Source organism: Dokdonella sp. (genome assembly GCF_035511235.1).
GTDB lineage: Bacteria > Pseudomonadota > Gammaproteobacteria > Xanthomonadales > Rhodanobacteraceae > Dokdonella.
Genome location: NZ_DATKFQ010000020.1, coordinates 71053 through 87341, shown reverse-complemented (window position 1 = coordinate 87341; position 16289 = coordinate 71053). Strand labels below are relative to the sequence as shown.

14 protein-coding genes, 1 tRNA gene and 2 riboswitches are annotated in these 16289 nt (G+C 68.4%); of the genes, 7 read left to right on the top strand and 8 right to left on the bottom strand.

Annotated features, from left to right (window positions below; genetic code table 11):
- Positions 1 to 14: 14 nt before the first annotated feature.
- Positions 15 to 110: riboswitch (TPP riboswitch) on the bottom strand.
- A gap of 104 nt (positions 111 to 214) precedes the next feature.
- Positions 215 to 295, top strand: a riboswitch (S-adenosyl-L-homocysteine riboswitch).
- A gap of 16 nt (positions 296 to 311) precedes the next feature.
- From ahcY to VMR06_RS09675, 5 genes are all read left to right on the top strand, one after another.
- Positions 312 to 1751: an adenosylhomocysteinase gene (ahcY, locus tag VMR06_RS09695; protein ID WP_325375639.1), complete on the top strand. Its 1440-nt coding sequence runs from the start codon at positions 312 to 314 to the stop codon at positions 1749 to 1751.
- Positions 1752 to 2046: 295 nt separating this feature from the next.
- Entirely contained in the window at positions 2047 to 3678 is a 1632-nt protein-coding gene (locus tag VMR06_RS09690) for a tetratricopeptide repeat protein (protein ID WP_325375637.1), read from the top strand.
- Positions 3679 to 3686: 8 nt separating this feature from the next.
- Positions 3687 to 4517 carry a methylenetetrahydrofolate reductase [NAD(P)H] gene (gene metF / locus VMR06_RS09685; protein ID WP_325375635.1) on the top strand — a complete coding sequence of 277 codons (831 nt, stop codon included), beginning with the start codon at positions 3687 to 3689 and terminating at the stop codon, positions 4515 to 4517.
- An 8-nt stretch (positions 4518 to 4525) separates the two neighbouring features.
- Positions 4526 to 5005, top strand: coding sequence for a hypothetical protein (locus tag VMR06_RS09680; protein ID WP_325375633.1), 480 nt, complete (start codon positions 4526 to 4528; stop codon positions 5003 to 5005).
- A gap of 141 nt (positions 5006 to 5146) precedes the next feature.
- Positions 5147 to 6067, top strand: coding sequence for a branched-chain amino acid transaminase (locus VMR06_RS09675; protein ID WP_325375631.1), 921 nt, complete (start codon positions 5147 to 5149; stop codon positions 6065 to 6067).
- Positions 6068 to 6213: 146 nt separating this feature from the next.
- Here the strand turns inward: VMR06_RS09675 and VMR06_RS09670 are convergent, their stop codons facing one another.
- The 6 genes from VMR06_RS09670 to rimK all read right to left on the bottom strand — a co-directional run bounded on the left by VMR06_RS09670 (position 6214) and on the right by rimK (position 12436).
- Entirely contained in the window at positions 6214 to 7500 is a 1287-nt protein-coding gene (locus VMR06_RS09670; protein ID WP_325375629.1) for a HAMP domain-containing sensor histidine kinase, read from the bottom strand.
- Positions 7484 to 8170 (bottom strand): response regulator transcription factor, encoded by a 687-nt coding sequence (locus tag VMR06_RS09665; protein WP_325375627.1) that lies wholly within the window; start codon positions 8168 to 8170, stop codon positions 7484 to 7486. Before VMR06_RS09665 ends, VMR06_RS09670 begins: the two co-directional genes overlap by 17 nt.
- Before the next feature lie 283 nt (positions 8171 to 8453).
- Entirely contained in the window at positions 8454 to 10259 is a 1806-nt protein-coding gene (locus tag VMR06_RS09660; protein ID WP_325375625.1) for a M56 family metallopeptidase, read from the bottom strand.
- Complete coding sequence (locus tag VMR06_RS09655) at positions 10256 to 10651, bottom strand: BlaI/MecI/CopY family transcriptional regulator (RefSeq protein ID WP_325375623.1); 396 nt, start codon at positions 10649 to 10651, stop codon at positions 10256 to 10258. Before VMR06_RS09655 ends, VMR06_RS09660 begins: the two co-directional genes overlap by 4 nt.
- A gap of 167 nt (positions 10652 to 10818) precedes the next feature.
- The gene (locus VMR06_RS09650) at positions 10819 to 11325 is read right to left on the bottom strand and encodes a hypothetical protein (protein ID WP_325375621.1); all 507 of its coding nucleotides are present in this window, start codon (positions 11323 to 11325) and stop codon (positions 10819 to 10821) included.
- 199 nt (positions 11326 to 11524) lie between these two features.
- On the bottom strand, positions 11525 to 12436 hold the full coding sequence (rimK, locus tag VMR06_RS09645; protein WP_325375619.1) for a 30S ribosomal protein S6--L-glutamate ligase: 912 nt from the start codon (positions 12434 to 12436) through the stop codon (positions 11525 to 11527).
- A gap of 410 nt (positions 12437 to 12846) precedes the next feature.
- Between rimK and VMR06_RS09640 the strand changes: the two genes are divergently transcribed.
- Positions 12847 to 13575, top strand: coding sequence for a DNA-formamidopyrimidine glycosylase family protein (locus tag VMR06_RS09640; protein ID WP_325375617.1), 729 nt, complete (start codon positions 12847 to 12849; stop codon positions 13573 to 13575).
- Between the two features lie 86 nt (positions 13576 to 13661).
- Here the strand turns inward: VMR06_RS09640 and VMR06_RS09635 are convergent, their stop codons facing one another.
- A complete protein-coding gene (locus tag VMR06_RS09635) occupies positions 13662 to 15059 on the bottom strand; it encodes a serine hydrolase domain-containing protein (protein WP_325375616.1) in 1398 nt (465 codons plus the stop codon).
- A 110-nt stretch (positions 15060 to 15169) separates the two neighbouring features.
- Here VMR06_RS09635 and VMR06_RS09630 point away from each other — a divergent pair, with 110 nt between their 5' ends.
- The gene (locus VMR06_RS09630; RefSeq protein WP_325375614.1) at positions 15170 to 15688 is read left to right on the top strand and encodes a MarR family winged helix-turn-helix transcriptional regulator; all 519 of its coding nucleotides are present in this window, start codon (positions 15170 to 15172) and stop codon (positions 15686 to 15688) included.
- A gap of 407 nt (positions 15689 to 16095) precedes the next feature.
- On the opposite strand, the gene VMR06_RS09625 is transcribed toward VMR06_RS09630, so the two are convergent.
- Positions 16096 to 16169, bottom strand: a tRNA-Gly gene (locus VMR06_RS09625).
- Positions 16170 to 16289 lie beyond the last annotated feature (120 nt).

The following is a 16289-nucleotide window of genomic DNA, read 5'->3' as shown; positions in this document are numbered from 1 at the left end:
CCGGCGACGGTGCGACCCGTGCCGGCGAAGACTCCCTACACCGGTGCTAACCGGATCAGGTTCGAAGGGACTCTCTCAGCCGGCCTGCGCCGGCACCCCCGCTTCTCGAGCCGCATTCAACCACGAGCGGCGCCGCGAAGGAACCGGCGCGGTCCCCGCCGGCACCCTTCATCCTTCCATCGCGAATAAGCGATATACTCCGCGACCTTCAATGCCCACCGAGGGGCGCTGCGACCGTCGCTCCGCCGACGACCAGGCTCGGTGAGCCGTCCCTTTCAAACCGCGCCTGCCGATCGCACGGAGTTTTCCCGATGAACGCTGTCGTCAAGAACACCCCCAGCCAGGACTACAAGGTCGCCGACATCGCGCTGGCCGACTGGGGCCGCAAGGAAATCGACATCGCCGAGCACGAGATGCCGGGCCTGATGTCGATCCGCAAGAAGTACGCCGCCACTGCACCGCTCAAGGGCGTGCGCGTGACCGGATCGCTGCACATGACGATCCAGACCGCGGTGCTGATCGAAACGCTCAAGGACATCGGCGCCGACGTGCGCTGGGCCTCGTGCAACATCTTCTCGACCCAGGACCACGCCGCCGCCGCGATCGCCGCCACCGGTACGCCGGTGTTCGCGTGGAAGGGCGAGACGCTCGAGGAGTACTGGGACTGCACGCTCGACGCGCTGAGCTTCCCGGACGGCGCCGGCGGCTTCCTCGGCCCGCAGCTCGTCGTCGACGACGGCGGCGACGTGACCTTGCTGATCCACAAGGGCTACGAGCTCGAGAACGGCGGCACCTGGGTCGACACGCCCTCGTCGAACCACGAGGAGCAGGTCATCAAGAACCTGCTCAAGCGCGTCGCCAAGGAGCGCCCGGGCTTCTGGGGCCGCGTCGTCAAGGACTGGAAGGGCGTCTCCGAGGAGACCACGACCGGCGTGCACCGTCTCTACCAGCTGGCCCAGGCCGGCAAGCTGCTGGTGCCGGCGATCAACGTCAACGACTCGGTCACCAAGAGCAAGTTCGACAACCTCTATGGCTGCCGCGAGTCGCTGGCCGATGGTCTCAAGCGCGCGATGGACGTGATGCTGGCCGGCAAGGTCGCGGTGGTCTGCGGCTACGGCGACGTCGGCAAGGGCTCGGCGCACAGCCTGCGCGCCTACGGCGCACGCGTCGTGGTCACCGAGATCGACCCGATCAACGCGCTGCAGGCGGCGATGGAAGGCTTCGAGGTCAACACCGTCGAGAGCACGCTCGGCGTCGGCGACATCTACGTCACCACGACCGGCAACAAGGACGTGCTGACGCTCGCGCACATGCAGCAGATGAAGGACCAGGCGATCATCTGCAACATCGGCCACTTCGACAACGAGATCCAGGTCGACGCGCTGAACACCTCCGGCGCGGTGCGCCTGAACATCAAGCCGCAGGTCGACAAGTACACGTTCGGCGACGGCCGCTCGATCTTCCTGCTGGCCGAGGGCCGCCTGGTCAACCTCGGCTGCGCGACCGGCCATCCGAGCTTCGTGATGTCCAACTCGTTCTCGAACCAGACGCTGGCGCAGATCGACCTGTGGGCCAACAAGGACTTCTACGATCCGAAGGTCTACATCCTGCCGAAGAAGCTCGACGAGGAAGTCGCGCGTCTGCACCTGGAGAAGATCGGCGTCAAGCTGACGCGCCTGACCGCCGAGCAGGCCGACTACCTCGGCGTGCCGGTCGAAGGCCCGTACAAGCCCGACCATTACCGCTACTGACCGGTCCGGTCGCGGGTCCGGCCCTTCGCCGGACCCGCTCACCGATCGGTACGGGACCGCACGGATCCGGCGCCTTTCAGGTCCGGTCGCTGGACGCGGCGAGGCGTCGTATCCTGCGCTGCGACGCCTGTTTTCCGTCGTTCGCCAGGGGGCATACGATGATCGATCCGCTGCTGACGCTCCGCCGATTCCATTGCGTCGCCACGACCGGCCCCGGCCGGCGAGGCCGTTCCGCCGCGCACGTCCATGTGCGTACGGGCCGCGCCGTTCCGTGCCGCCCCGAGGAGGCCTGAGCATGCGCAGCGACGACCAGATCGTCTTCGACGAAGCACGTCAGCTGATCCGCGACGGCGACTTCGGCGGCGCACTGATTCCGCTCGAGGCGCTGATCGCGGTACATCCGCGTTCGGCCGCGCTGCGCTGGCATCGCAGCCGCTGCCTGCGCGCGCTGGACCGCGACGCGGAGGCGGTCGCCGATCTCGACACGGTGCTCGCGCTCAGGCCCGACTACGTGCCGGCCCTGGTCGCGCGCGCCGAGCTGGCAGAAGCCGAGGACGCCGGCGACGAAGCCATCGCGCTGCTGCGGCGCGCGCACGCGATCGACGCCGGCGATGCCGATGTCGCGTTCCGGCTGGCCCTGCTGCTGGCCGATCAGGCCGAGGCGCCCGACGAGGCGATCGCCCTGCTGACGCGTGCGATCGCGACCGACCCGAGCCGGCAGGAGGCCTGGCGTCTGCGCGCCGACCTGCGCCACCGCCTGGCATCGGCGCCGGCCGATGACGCGGACGTCGTCGGCGATCCGCTCGGCATGCGCTACGACCGGACGCAGCTCGAGGCCGCGCTGGCCGACTACCAGGCCGCCGCCGCGATCGCCGACGACCTGCGCGTGGACCTGCGCATCGCCGACGTCGCGCAGCGGCTGGGCCGTTACGAGGAGGCGGTCGTGCACGGCGACGCGGTCCTGGCGCGTCTGGCCGTCGACGATCCGGTGCGCCCGCACGTGCAGGAGCTGCGCGACCGCGCGGCCGCCGGTCCGGACGGCGAACGCGAGCACTACGCGCGGATGATCGAGGCGGCGCTCGGCGAGGCCGGCGGCGCCGACCGCAGCTTGCAGGACGATGTGGCGCACGCGGCCCTGCGCCATGCGGCCGACCAGATCCGCAAGGGCGCCGATCTCTCCTCCGCACTGGAGACCTCGGTGCCGGAGTCGCCGGACGACGCCAGCGCGGCCTACATCGCCCATCAGATCCACAACCTCGCCCACGAACCGCCGCCGGGTCTCGAGCCGGCCCTCGCCAGCGAGTTCCCGGGCTACCAGCAACGCCACCTAGCCGCCGTGCGCCGCACGATCGAGCCGCTCGGCTACGTCCATCTGACCGATGCGGAGGCGAAGAATCTCGGCCAGACGCTCGGCCAGCGCGTGCTGATCGGGCTCTACGTGCATCCGCAGTACGGCACCGCCGCCGCCTATGCGATGCGTCCGAAATGGCCGGGCCTGCTCGGCTTCCTGGCCCTCTTGCTGACCGGCAAGTGGCGCGCGCAGCGCATGCTCGAATGCGTATCGCGCTTCGCCGACGGTACGTTCCTCGCGACGCGCGAGGCCGGCGCCGACGTGTTCGACTACGCCGCCGCCGAGTCGTTCCACCTCGAGAAGCTCGCCGACGGCAGCGGTCCGCGCGCGGTCGCCGAGCGCCACGCGGCGCGCGTGCGCGAGCGTCTGGCCGACCTGCCCGGATCGGCCGTCGACGTGCCGACGACGCTCGACGCGATCGAGGGGCAGTGGATCGAGTCGAACCAGCTCAAGGCCGAGTACCGCCGTTCGATCGACTACGTGACCGACGCCGAGCTGCGCGGTCTGCTCGGCAAGCACTACGACCGCTATGCCGAGAAGGTCCGCGCCAGGCTCGCCCTGATGACCACCGAGTGACGCCCCCCATGCCCCCGATCAGTTTCGAGTTCTTCCCGCCCAAGACCGACGAGCAGCGCGCGACGCTGGAGAAGACCGTCGCCGCGCTGCAGCCGCGGCGGCCGCAATACGTCTCGATGACGTTCGGCGCGGGCGGCTCGACGCTGAGCTACACGCTGGAGGCCGTGCGCGACCTGCTGGGCCACGGTCTGGACGCCGCGCCGCATCTGTCGTGCATGGGCGGCAGCCGCGCCGAGATCCGCGAGCTGATCCAGAGCTACCGCGCACTCGGCGTGAAGCGCATCGTCGCGCTGCGCGGCGACCTGCCGTCGGGCATGGCGAGCTTCGGCGACCTGCGCTATGCCAGCGATCTGGTGGAGTTCATCCGGGCCGAGAGCGGCGACCATTTCCACATCGAGGTGGCCTGCTATCCCGAAGTGCATCCGCAAGCCGCCGATGCGCATGCCGACCTGCTGCACTTCAAGCGCAAGATCGATGCCGGCGCGAACGGCGCGATCACGCAGTACTTCTATAATCCCGACGGCTATTTCCGTTTCGTCGAGGCGGCGCAGCGGCTCGGCGTGGACGCGCCGATCGTGCCGGGCATCATGCCGATCTCGAACTTCTCGCAGCTCAAGCGCTTCTCGGAACTGTGCGGCGCGGAGATTCCGCGCTGGCTCGCCAAACGGCTGGCCGCGTACGCCGACGACGCCGACGCGATCCGCGAGTTCAGTTCCGACGTCGTGGCGGACCTGTGCCGCACCCTGCTCGAACGCGGCGCGCCGGGCCTGCACTTCTACACGCTCAATCGGGCCCGGCCGACACTGTCGGTGCTCGACCGGCTCGGCGCGCTCGACTGAGCCGGCGCATGCGCGCCGTCCTGACGCTCGCGGCGCTGCTGCTGGCCGGCGCGGCGGCGGCCGAGGACGCCGCGGTGCGCCGCTGCATCGGTCCCGATGGACGCAAGGTCTTCACCGACCGGCGCTGCGAGGATGCGCTCGCCGGCGGCGCGGCCGATGCCGTGCCGGATGGTGCGACGGCGTCGGCGCGCGCCGGCGACTGCACCGACTCGCCTGCCGACCTGCGCAACCGTCTGGCGCGCGCCTGGCGCCAAGGCAATCCGATCGAACTCAGCGGCCTCATCCTCTGGGACGGCCACGGCGCGCAGGCCGCGCGTGCCGAACTCGAAATGCTGGCGGCGCAGCTGCGCGAACCGCTGCTGGCGGCCGAGCTGGTGCCGTTCGACGCCGAATCGGCCGAGCTGACGGTCCGCGCCGGCACCCGGACGATCTGGACGCGCACCTGGCGGCTGCAGCGCGTGCTCGGCTGCTGGTGGCTGATTCCCTGACACGCGGCGCTGTCCGTACGGCGCTGCGGCCGCGGCGTTGATGCCGAATCGGAAAGCTTCTTTTTCCCGCGCCCCGGCCCCGCCGTCGGCCGGGCCGCTATCATGGCCGTTCGAGCTTCTTCGCCCCTTCGAGGACCCCCGATGAGCGTTTCCTACCCCGAATTCGTCTGGCAGAACGGCGCGATCAAGCCCTGGGCGCAGGCCACCGTCCACATCATGGCGCATGCCCTGCACTACGGCTCCTCGGTCTTCGAAGGCATCCGCAGCTATCCGACGCCGGACGGCCAGGCGATCTTCCGCCTGACCGACCACATCAAGCGGCTGTTCCAGTCAGCCAAGATCTACGACATCGAGATCCCGTACACGATCGAGCAGATCAACGCGGCCTGCCGCGAGGTGATCAAGGCCAACCAGCTCGAGCGCGCGTATCTGCGTCCGTTCGCGTTCCGTGGACTCGGCGGCTTCGGCCTGTCGGCCGATACGCCGACCGAGGTGGCTGTGGCGTGCTGGAACATGGGCGCGTATCTGGGCGCCGACGTGCTCGAGAAGGGCATCGACGCCTGCGTGTCGAGCTGGCAGCGCTTCGCGCCGAACACGATTCCGGCCGGCGCCAAGGCCGGCGGCAACTATCTGTCGGGCCAGCTGGTCGCGCGCGAGGCGCGCCGCCTCGGTTTCGGCGAGGGTATCGCGCTGGCCTCGACCGGCCTGCTCAGCGAGGGCGCCGGCGAGAACCTGTTCCTGGTCTTCGACGGCGCGCTGCACACCACGCCGGTCAGCGCCGCGCTGCTGAACGGCATCACGCGCAATACGCTGATCACGCTCGCGCGCGAGGCCGGCATCGAGGTCGTCGAACGCGACCTGCCGCGCGAGTATCTGTATCTGTGCGACGAGCTGTTCATGTGCGGCACCGCCGCCGAGATCACGCCGATCCGCTCGGTCGACGGCAAGCCGGTCGGCGACGGCACGGTCGGCGCGACGACGCGGCGCATGCAGCAGCTGTTCTTCGGCCTGTTCGACGGCAGCACGCATGACCGTTGGGGCTGGCTCGAGCCGGTCGGCTGAAGCCAGACGCAGGACGGGCGGCCGCTCGGCCGCCCGTCGAGTCCGCTACGTCGAGTCTCCTACGAGCAAAGACACCTCGACGCGGCCGACCACGAGGGGGACATCGGCATCGGCGACGCGGCGGCGACCGCCCGCCGCCGGCTCGATCAGCGGCGATCGAACTGCAGCACCGCGACCGCGCCGCCCTGCGGCCGCGGCGCCAGCGACACCGTCCAGCCGTACAGCTCGCACAGACGCAGCACGATCGCCAGCCCGAGTCCGGCGCCCTTGCCGCCGGCATCGCCGCGCACGCCGCGCTGAAACAGCCGCTGCGCGTCCTCGGCCTTGATTCCCGGCCCGGTGTCCTCGACCGCGACGCGGCCGTGGCCGACCACGACGGTCACCTCGCCCTGCTGCGTGTACTTGAACGCGTTGCCGATCAGGTTGCTGAGCGCGACCGCGACCACCGAGGACGGTGCCGACACGGTGATCGGCTCCTCGTTGACGACGTGCACCTGGACCGGCTTGCTGCCCAGGTGCGGCCGGTTGACGTCGACCACCTGCTCGACGACGCGACCGACGTCGGTGATCTCGCCATTGGACGGCCCGCGCCGTTCGCGCCGCGACAGCAGCAGCAGCGCATCGGTCAGTTCGGTCGACTGGCGCACCGCGCGCTCGATCCGCTTCATGCGGTCGCGCGCCTTGTCCGGCAGCTCGGACGCCAGCAGCAGCTCGGTCGTCGTCGCGATGACCGCCAGCGGCGTGCGCAGTTCGTGGCTGACGTCGGCGTTGAACTCGCGGTCGCGCTCGACCAGGTCGGTCAGGCGATCGGCGTAGTCGTCGAGCGCGCGCGCCAGCTGGCCGACCTCGTCGTCGGCGAAATGCGGCGCAAGCGGCTCGCGCAGGCCGGTGCGCTGGAAGCGCTCGAGCCGCGCGGCCAGGTCGCTGACCGGACTCATCACGCGGACCGACAGCCAGCGCCCGATCAGCCACGACAGCACGATGAAGCACAGCACGACGCCGGCCAGCACGACCAGCAGCTGCTGCGCGCTGAGCTTCTGCGCGCCGACGTCGAAGCGCAGAAAGGCCCAGTATTCGTCGGACTTGTAGACGGCCAGCTTGTACGAGCGCAGCTTGCCGTCGCCGTCGAAGTCGGCGATGTCGTAGACGCCGGTGCCGTACTTCTGCGCGTCGAACGGGACGTTCGCGAACTTGCGCGCGCTGTAGATCTCCGCATCGAACAGCGAGATCTTGTAGGCCGCGTCCGGCGACGGATTCTGCCGCTTGAACTCGACGAAGTTCGCGACTTCGCGCAGCAGGGTCCGGTTGATCAGCTGGTCCTCGAGCCGCGCGCGCATGTACAGGCTGGCGACCGCGAACAGGGCCGTCAGACCCAGGCCGAACACCGTGAACGAGATGATGATGCGGCTGCGCAGCCTACGCCGGTACCGCATCCGGATCGACCATGCGGTAACCGATGCCGTGGCGGGTCTGGATCAGCGGCTTGTCGAACGGCTTGTCGATCGCCACGCGCAGACCGTGGATGTGCACGCGCAGCGAGTCGCTGTCGGGCAGCTCCTCGCCCCAGACCCGGGTTTCCAGATCCTGACGCGTCACCACGGCCGGCGAGGCCTCCATCAGTGCCTGCAGCAGCTTGAGGCCGATCGGGTTGAGCTGGATCGACTTGCCCTCGCGGACGACGACCAGCGTGTCGAGGTTGAAGGTCAGGTCGGCGACCTGCAGCAGGCGGCTCTTGGGCCCCTTGCCGCGACGGCCGAGCACCTCGATGCGCGCCGACAGCTCCTGCAGCGCGAACGGCTTGACCATGTAGTCGTCGGCACCGGCCTCGAAGCCGACCAGCTTGTTCTCGAGCGCGTCGCGCGCGGTCAGCATCAGGATCGGCGTCTGCCGGCGCGCGTCCTGGCGCAGCTTGCGGCAGACCTCCAGACCGTCCATGCCGGGCAGGCCGATGTCGAGCACGATGACGTCGAAATCGTTGACGACGGCCAGATGCAGGCCGGTCACGCCGTCGCCGGCGAAATCCACGACGTGTCCCTTGTCGGCCAGAAAATCGCCGACATTCGCGGCGATGTCGCTATTGTCTTCAATGACGAGTATGCGCATGGGCAGGAGAATAGCCGGAGGTCGTGGGCTGTGGATAGACCGCCGCGCCGGAGCGGAGTTTCCCGCGGGCCGCAGCGCGTGCACGACACGAGAATGCAGCAAAAGAAATGGCCCAAGGAAGCGCCATTGGGGGAACGCGCTTCGCTTGGGCCGAATAAAGCTACTGCCCCGATTACCGTAATCGACCCGTCGCTGATGAAGTGAAGCGTCGGGCCACGACTACAGTGGGTGGACTGTAAGGAGAAACGGCTTAAATGGCCGTTAAGTGCGCTTCAGCGTTGCGTTAACCGGCCGCGCCGCGCAGAACCAGGAAGGCGTCGGCGGTCAGCAGCTCGCTGCCGCGCATGAACTCGACGGTCGTCTCGACCGGCGTCCACGGCCGGCAGATGCGCGTGCCGGTACGCGACTGGCACGGCACCTCGATGCGCGTCTCGATCAGGCGCGGCTCGCTGCCGTCGGGCACGAACACCGGACGGACCACTGCGCGGCGATCGAGCAGAGGGCCCTCGCGCTCGAACTGCCACAGCTTGACCTCGCGGCGCGCCTGGACCGCGAGCGGACTGAACGGATCGCCGCGGACCACGCGCGAGCCGAGCACGCGGCCCTGATCGGTGAGGTGCAGCTCGAGCTCGACCGGCTGTATCCCATCGGCGAACGCCTCGCCCGAGGCCATCAGGTCCGGCGTCGCCCAGACCGCCTGGCCGGATCCGGCTGCGACCTGCGCCTCGGTATCCGCGCTCGGAGCCGCGGCCGAGGACTCGAGCTGCAGCGTCGGCCATTCCGCCGCGATACCGGCTGCAGCGGCCTGCGGCGCTGCCGAGACCGGCGCTGCAGCCGCCGCGGCAGCGGCCGGAGCCGGAGCACCGCTCCCGGGCAGCGTCGCCGCCACCGTCGAGTCCGCATCCGCCGGCGGCGCTGCGACGGGCTCAGCCGTGTCGGCTTCGGTCGCCGCCAGCTCCGGTATGACGATGTTGAACGCGACCGGCTCGGCGGCGACGTCGAAATCGGCGGCGATCCGCAGCGAGGCGAACGGCAGCGGCCGCGCGGCCGCGACCTCGACGGCCGGGCCGGTTCCGGCAGTGCGCCCGCGATCGACCGCGGTCACGACGACGGCCAGCAGCGCCGCCACCGCGATGCCCTGCAGCAGCGACGGGCGCAGCGCGGCGGGCCGGTGGTCCGACTCGATGATGCCGACGATCCGGCGCACGCGATCGAGCAGATGGCCGCCGGTCGCGGCCAGCGTCAGCCGCGCCGGGCGCTGCCGCCATTCCTCGAGCTCCGCCAGGGTGCGCGCATACAGATACGGTTCGTGCCGCGTCGAACGCAGCACCAACCGGTCGCAGCACAGCTCGCGGTCGTTGCGGACCTCCTGCGAGATCCAGTGCACGACCGGGTGATAGAACAGCAGGGTCTCGACGACGGCCTGCAGCAGGTTGGCCCAGTGGTCGAAACGGCGCAGATGTCCGACCTCGTGGGCGAGGATCAGCTCGAGCTGCTGGCGCGGGAAGCGCAGCACCAGGGCCGCCGGCAGCAGGATCACCGGACGGAACCAGCCGGCCAGGGTCGGCGTGTCGATGCGGTCGGTGACCCGTACGCGCAGGTCGCGCAGATAGCCGAGCTTGGCGGCCAGCGTGCGGCCCATGCGCTGCAGCTCGGGATCGAGAATCGCATGGAAGCGCACGACGCGATCGAGGCTGCGCCACTGCTGGAAGCTGCGCAGCGCCATCACCAGTACGCCGGAGAGCCAGAGGGCCACCAGCCAGGACAAGGCCTGCCCGGACAGCCCGGGCTGTACCGCTCGCGCGGCGCCGACCGCGAACCCGGAGGCCACTGCCATGGCTGCGGCAGGAGCGGGCCCGGCATCCTGCGCGCCGAGTATCAGCAGGCAGGTCGCGATCGGACACAGCGCCGCCAGCACGATCGCGCCCATGCCGCATGCGTAGCGCAGTTCCGGGTTCGATTCGCGCGCCAGCCGCCTCGCGCCGAGATAGGCGACACCGATCAGTGCGCCCTGCCACAGGAAGTGCAGCAGAGACCAACCGAGCGCATGGACCAGCGTCAGCCAGTCGAACGGCGGCAACGCGTTCACCGCGATCGACGCTCCATCTGGTCGAGCAGCGCGCGGATCTCGTCGAGTTCCTCTCGTGTCGCGCGCGGCTTGCCGCCGAGAGCCTGCAATACCAGCTGCGAGGAAGACCCGTCGAACACGCGCTGCACGATGTCGCTCAGGAACCGCTTCTGCGTGCGCTGCTTGTCGACGGCGGCGCGGTAGACGTGGGCCCGCTGGGAATCGTCGCGTTCGACCAGACCCTTCACGTGCATGATCTGCAGCAGTTTCAGGGCGGTCGTGTAGCCGACACCGTCTCCGCCGTGCAGGGCCTCGTGGACGTCGCGGACCGTGGAGGGTCCGTTGTCCCAGAGGACGCCCAGGATGCTGAGCTCGGCCTCGGTCGGCTTGGGTGGATCAAGGCGCTTTCGCACGAAGCTTGGTTCCCCGATTGAAACAAGCACTTAACGGATCGATGCGCCCAAGCGTATGCCAAGTTCCGGGCGGCGTCCACTCGGGCCGATCCATCCCTTTTTCGATGGTGCGTGGAGCTGCCGAAGCCCGCGAACAGCGCGCGGGCCTCGGCACGGGCCGGGCTTCCTCAGAAACCGCCGCCGGGACGCATGCCTTCCTGGTTCTGGTGGCCGGTCGTCTGGCGACGATAGGCCTCGCGCGAGTCCTCGCGCGCCTTGGCGATCTCACGCTTGGTCTGGCAGACCTTTTCCTTGCGGTTGGAGCCGGCGATCTTGCGGTACTCGCAGACGAGCTGCTGGTCGTCGTAGCCGACGAGGATCGAATTGGCCTCTTCCTGGGCGTTCATCAGCTGGACCTTTTCCTGGTCGTTCATCGCATCGAGCGAACCCTTGCGCTGCAGCAGGCTGCCGATGAAGTCCAGCTGTGCGTCGACCTTCTGACGGTTGGCGGCGCTGATGTTGCCGTAGCGTCCACCGGCCTGCATGTCCTTGCGGACCTCGGCGGCCTGGGCGGCGAAGGCTTCGGGCGTGGTGGCGGCGATGGCGTTCTCGGTATTGCTCTTGCGCGCGGCGAAAGCCGGGGCCGACACCGCGATCAGCGCGGCCAGACCCAATGAAATGACTCGAAACGACATGGAAACTCTCCTGACAGAAATATGCGACATCTCTTGAACGAGTGACCGGGACAGCCCCCGACTGCCGGCGCAGGTCCATTGCGCTTACGGCTGCTACGGCGGGCCCGATGCCGGACGCGACGATGCGCTACCCCAGAATCCGGACTCGGCCATCGTAGGACCGGTTCGCGACGGCTGTCAACGACAATCTTCGTAGATGTCAAGTGCGCGCGCGCCGCGCGGATTTGCCCGGTGCCGGCGTGGCGCCGGCCTCGATGTGACGGATGACACTGGCGGCGACGTCGATGCCCGTGGCTGCCTCGATGCCTTCCAGTCCCGGCGAGGCGTTGACTTCCAGGACCAGGGGGCCGCGCTGCGAGCGCAACAGGTCGACGCCGGCGATGTCCAGACCGATCGCGCGGGCCGCCTTCAGCGCGGTGCGCTTCTCCTCGGCCGAGAGCGTCACGGCGGTTGCGCTGCCGCCGCGATGCAGATTGGCGCGGAATTCGCCCTCCGGCGCCTGCCGCTGCATCGCCGCGACGATCTTGCCGCCGACCACGAAACAGCGCAGGTCCGCGCCGCCGGCCTCGGCGATGAACTCCTGCACGAGGAAATTGGCGTACAGGCCGCGAAACGCCTCGATCACGCCCTGCGCGGCCGAGCGCTTCTCGGCCAGCAGCACGCCCTGTCCCTGCGCGCCCTCGTTGAGCTTGATGACGTGCGGCGGACTGCCGAGCATCGCCAACAGGTCGGCCGTGTCGTCCGGGTTGTCGCCGAACACGGTCGTCGGCAGGCCGATCCGTTCGCGCGCGAGCAGCTGCAGCGAGCGCAGCTTGTCGCGCGCGCGCAGGATCGCGTCGGAGCCATTGACGGCGCGCACGCCCATCATCTCGAACTGGCGCACGACGGCCGTGCCGTAGAACGCGATCGAGGCGCCGATGCGCGGGATCACCGCGTCGAAGCCGCCCAGTACGCGGCCCTTGTAGTGCATCTCGAACGCGCCGGGCGCGATGCGCAGGTAGCAGCGCAGCGGATCGAGCACGCGCGCCTGGTGGCCGCGCGCGCGCGCCGCCTCGACCAGCCGTGTCGTCGAGTACAGGGACGCGTTGCGCGACAGGATCGCAATCTTCATCGGGGGCAGCTCGGAGCGATCCGTGGGACGTGGCGAAGCCGAGCGCTGCGGCGGTCCGCCGCCCACCCCATCGGGGCGGATGCTTCGTGGCGCGCCCGAGGATCTGCGGGCTCGTCCGGCGGCGATTATCACATGCGGCGTACGCGGCGTGGGAGCGGGCCGCGGCATCGCGACCCGCTGCTGGTCCTGATGTCTGTCGCGGACACGCGGCTCGTCCGCGCGAGCAGGCACCATCCGGCATGCCCCTGCCGGCCGTCTCGGCGAGCCATCGGCTGGTCGCCGAACGCGATCCGCGTGCCGGGCCGGCGTTAACTCGGCGGACATCCCGCGCCGGCTAAGGTGCCGTCACGTCGAGGCGGCATGCCATCGCCCACGACGTCATCTGCAACCTGCCTCGTCACCGAACCGCAATGCCCGAAGGTCCGTCGATCGTGATCCTGCGTGAAGCGGCGGCCAAGTTCCGCGGCAAGACCGTGCGCCGCGCATCGGGCAACAGCGCGCTCGACCTGACCCGCATGGAAGGATGCCGCGTCGTCGCGTTGAGGGGCTGGGGCAAGCATTTCCTGATCGAGTTCCGCGGCTTCAGCCTGCGCGTGCATTTGCTGATGTTCGGCACGTATCGGATCGACGAGCGCAAACCGGCACCCGCCCGCGTGGCGCTGCGGTTCGACGATGGGGAGCTCAACTTCTATTCGGCGTCCGTCAAGTACATCGAAGGCCCACTCGAGGACACCTACGACTGGCGCGCGGACGTACTCGATCCGCAGTGGGATCCGAAGCTGGCCCGGCGCAAGCTCAAGGCGCAACCCGAAACGCTGGTCTGCGATGCCCTGCTCGACCAGCAGGTCTTCGCCGGCGTTGGCAACATCATCAAGAACGAGGTGCTGTTCCGGATCGGCGTTCATCCCGAATCGCGCATCGGCGACCTGCCGCCGCGAAAGCTCGGCGAACTGATCGCCGAGGCACGGCAATACAGCTTCGACTTCCTCGAATGGAAGAAACGCTTCGTGCTGCGCCAGCACTGGCTCGTCCACACCAAGCGGACCTGTCCCCGCTGCGGCGGCCCGATCACCAAGATCTATCCGGGCACCACGCGGCGACGCACGTTCTTCTGCAGCCGGTGCCAGACGCGCTATTGAACGCGGTGACCGGTGCCGGTACTGGGCCGCCCGGCGCGCAACGAAGCGACATTCACGTAGCTATCCGCTTGGGGCTCGGAGCAGCGCTAGGCGTAGGGCAGGCGTGCACCGATGTAGTCGGCCACATTGGACGCGCTGGGGTGACCGCGGTTGGCGAGCACTACGGTGCGGTAATTGGACTTCGGATAGATTGCAAAATCGGCGTTGACCCCAGGCGCGCCCCCGCCATGTCCGTACCATGGCGCTCCGTTGCGCTGCGCAACCCGCAGTCCCCGCGACCACTTTGCCGCTCCCGCCTGGATCGTCCCTTCGGTCAATCGGGTGAAGCCGGCAGCATCGAGCAGACGGCCATCCGTCAATGCATTGCCGAAGCGATGCAGGTCACCAAGGGTCGAGTAGCCACCACCAGCCGGAGACCCATCGTAGAAAGGAAGATCGCGCAGTCCGGTTTCTCGAGCGCCGACGAGCGGACGGGCCGTGTTGGACGCTTCTGCGGCAGAGGACGTGGCGTGCATCCCCGACACGTCGAAAACGCGCTCCTTGATCAAGGACTCCCAGTTCCTTTCCGAGACCTGCTCTATGATCGCGCCCAGCAACATGAAGCCGAAGTTGCTGTATCCCCAGCGAGACCCCGGCGGAAAAAGCGCCTCACGCCTGCCGAAAACCCTGACGTAATCGGATGGCCGCCTAAGCTCCGGCTTCCTCTTCTCGTACTCCTCTCCGAAGAAATCTCCAGTACCGCCACTATGCGAGAGCAGGTGCTCGACCGTCACCTGGCGAGCAAGCCTTGTGTTTGGATACTCGGGCAGAAGCGTGGCGAGGGTGTCGGTCAGCTTCAGGTGTCCGTCCTGGATCAGTTGCAGCACCGCCACGGCGGTAAACATCTTTCCCATCGAACCGATGCAGAACCGCGTCCCGGTCGATGTGCGGATCGCGGACGCGACGGACGTCAGACCGTACGCCTGTTGAAACAATACCTCTTGACCGCGAGCCACCAACACGGCGCCGCAGAATCGCCCCGCGTCCGCTTCGGTGCTCAGCTTTCGATTGAGCGCTTCCAGCGCGGCCTCTTCATCGAGCCGCATCACGCGAAAATCTGCAGGCGCTGGCGCCCCGCTGAAAACGAGGTCATCGATGCGACCGTCTCCCGCTGTCAGCACCACCTTGGAGTAGCGATCCCAGCGGCGGTCGCGCACCCAGGCCGTGATCTCATCGGGGCCGGTCTGCTCCTGCCGCAGCAGCACGAAGCCACCGGACACCTCGCGCATACCCAAGTCGTCGTCCAGGAATTGGACGAGCGCCGGCATGTGGGACCGCACGAAGGCGGCGTACTGGCTGAGCCTGGGACCGTTGAATGCAGCGAGCCAACGCTCGAACCAGCGTACCGCCGCGACCGGAGATGCCCGGTCAGGCGCAGCCAATGCGCTGCCGGGAAGGCATGACAACGCGAGGACATGCGTTAGGAAGCTGCGGCGGCTGGTCACGGGTACTCCGAGATGTGCACATCCAAGTCCGCGGTCAATGAGCCGCCGCACTTGCGAAAAATATAGGTAGGCGCCTAACATTTGTCAACCCGACAACGGGAGCCGAGGGTATGGATTACAGCCGAACGAAGGGCGGAGCCGCACTGGGCGCGCGCCTGCGGCGGGTATCGGAGCAAATCGACCGTGACGCGACGCGCGTCTACGCATCGCTCGGGATCGAATTCGAGCAGCGATGGTTCGGAGTGCTCAATCAGCTGGCGATCAATCGCACCATGACGGTCAGCGAGCTGGCCCAGACCTTGCTCATCACGCGAGCTTCGGTCAGTCAGACTCGCCAGTCGCTGGAAGACGCCGGATTGGTGATCTCGCGCGACCATCCATCGGATGCACGGCAGCGCAACCTGTCGTTGACGCCGAAGGGCAGAAGGCTGGTCGATCGACTGGCCGCCCTTTGGCAAGCAATGGATGCCGCAGCTCGACAGGTCGATGAAGAGGCGGGCTTCGTGGTGGCGACACTCGACAGGCTCGAAGTGGCGCTCGCGGGCAAATCGATGTTTGCGCGCATCACCGAGCAGTTGGCCAATCAGGATCCGATCCTGCTGTCCGCGAAGCAGCCGGGCGCCTCATGACGGGCCTTGCCGCTCCTCGCGACCTCTCGACGTCACGACTCGACGGGTTCCAGCACTTCGGCTGTCGCTCACGCAGCCAGCGCCACTTCCGCAGCCTCACGTTCCGCCACCCTGAGGTTCGATTCCGCCCGCCCGGCCCGCCCCGAGCGGCCTCGCGCCATGCGCAACGCCCGCTTTTGCTCGAGTTCGGAGAAATTGCGTCTCGCACACCGGATGCGGCTCGCCGGAGAACAGCGGCGTCAGCGGCCTTGGAATGCCCGGTGTACTGGCACCGCCCAGCGATGGCGTCAGGGCAGCAGCCCGGGGGAAGTCGTACAGCACCGGCTGCCCCCGGCCTCGGCCTGCTTGACGATCGAGATATGGGAGGCAGGGAGCTTGCGGCGGCGCGGAATCTCGGAACGGTCAAATGGAGCGGGTGAAGGGAATCGAACCCTCGTCAGTAGCTTGGGAAGCTACAGCTCTACCATTGAGCTACACCCGCCCGGCCGGACCGCGCCGATGGGCGGTCCGGACGCGAAGAGTAGCGGTGCCTGCCCGGCACCTGCAAGCCAAATGTAAAGAAGCGCAGCGCTCGGTAAACGCGGGTGTCGGGCGGCTTCGG

Excerpts from the sequence above, each read along its gene's own strand:
- ahcY (WP_325375639.1), top strand. The coding sequence starts at position 312 with ATGAACGCTGTCGTCAAGAACACCCCCAGCCAGGACTACAAGGTCGCC.
- VMR06_RS09690 (WP_325375637.1), top strand. The coding sequence starts at position 2,047 with ATGCGCAGCGACGACCAGATCGTCTTCGACGAAGCACGTCAGCTGATC.
- metF (WP_325375635.1), top strand. The coding sequence starts at position 3,687 with ATGCCCCCGATCAGTTTCGAGTTCTTCCCGCCCAAGACCGACGAGCAG.
- VMR06_RS09680 (WP_325375633.1), top strand. The coding sequence starts at position 4,526 with ATGCGCGCCGTCCTGACGCTCGCGGCGCTGCTGCTGGCCGGCGCGGCG.
- VMR06_RS09675 (WP_325375631.1), top strand. The coding sequence starts at position 5,147 with ATGAGCGTTTCCTACCCCGAATTCGTCTGGCAGAACGGCGCGATCAAG.
- VMR06_RS09670 (WP_325375629.1), bottom strand. The coding sequence starts at position 7,500 with ATGCGGTACCGGCGTAGGCTGCGCAGCCGCATCATCATCTCGTTCACG.
- VMR06_RS09665 (WP_325375627.1), bottom strand. The coding sequence starts at position 8,170 with ATGCGCATACTCGTCATTGAAGACAATAGCGACATCGCCGCGAATGTC.
- VMR06_RS09650 (WP_325375621.1), bottom strand. The coding sequence starts at position 11,325 with ATGTCGTTTCGAGTCATTTCATTGGGTCTGGCCGCGCTGATCGCGGTG.
- rimK (WP_325375619.1), bottom strand. The coding sequence starts at position 12,436 with ATGAAGATTGCGATCCTGTCGCGCAACGCGTCCCTGTACTCGACGACA.
- VMR06_RS09640 (WP_325375617.1), top strand. The coding sequence starts at position 12,847 with ATGCCCGAAGGTCCGTCGATCGTGATCCTGCGTGAAGCGGCGGCCAAG.
- VMR06_RS09630 (WP_325375614.1), top strand. The coding sequence starts at position 15,170 with ATGGATTACAGCCGAACGAAGGGCGGAGCCGCACTGGGCGCGCGCCTG.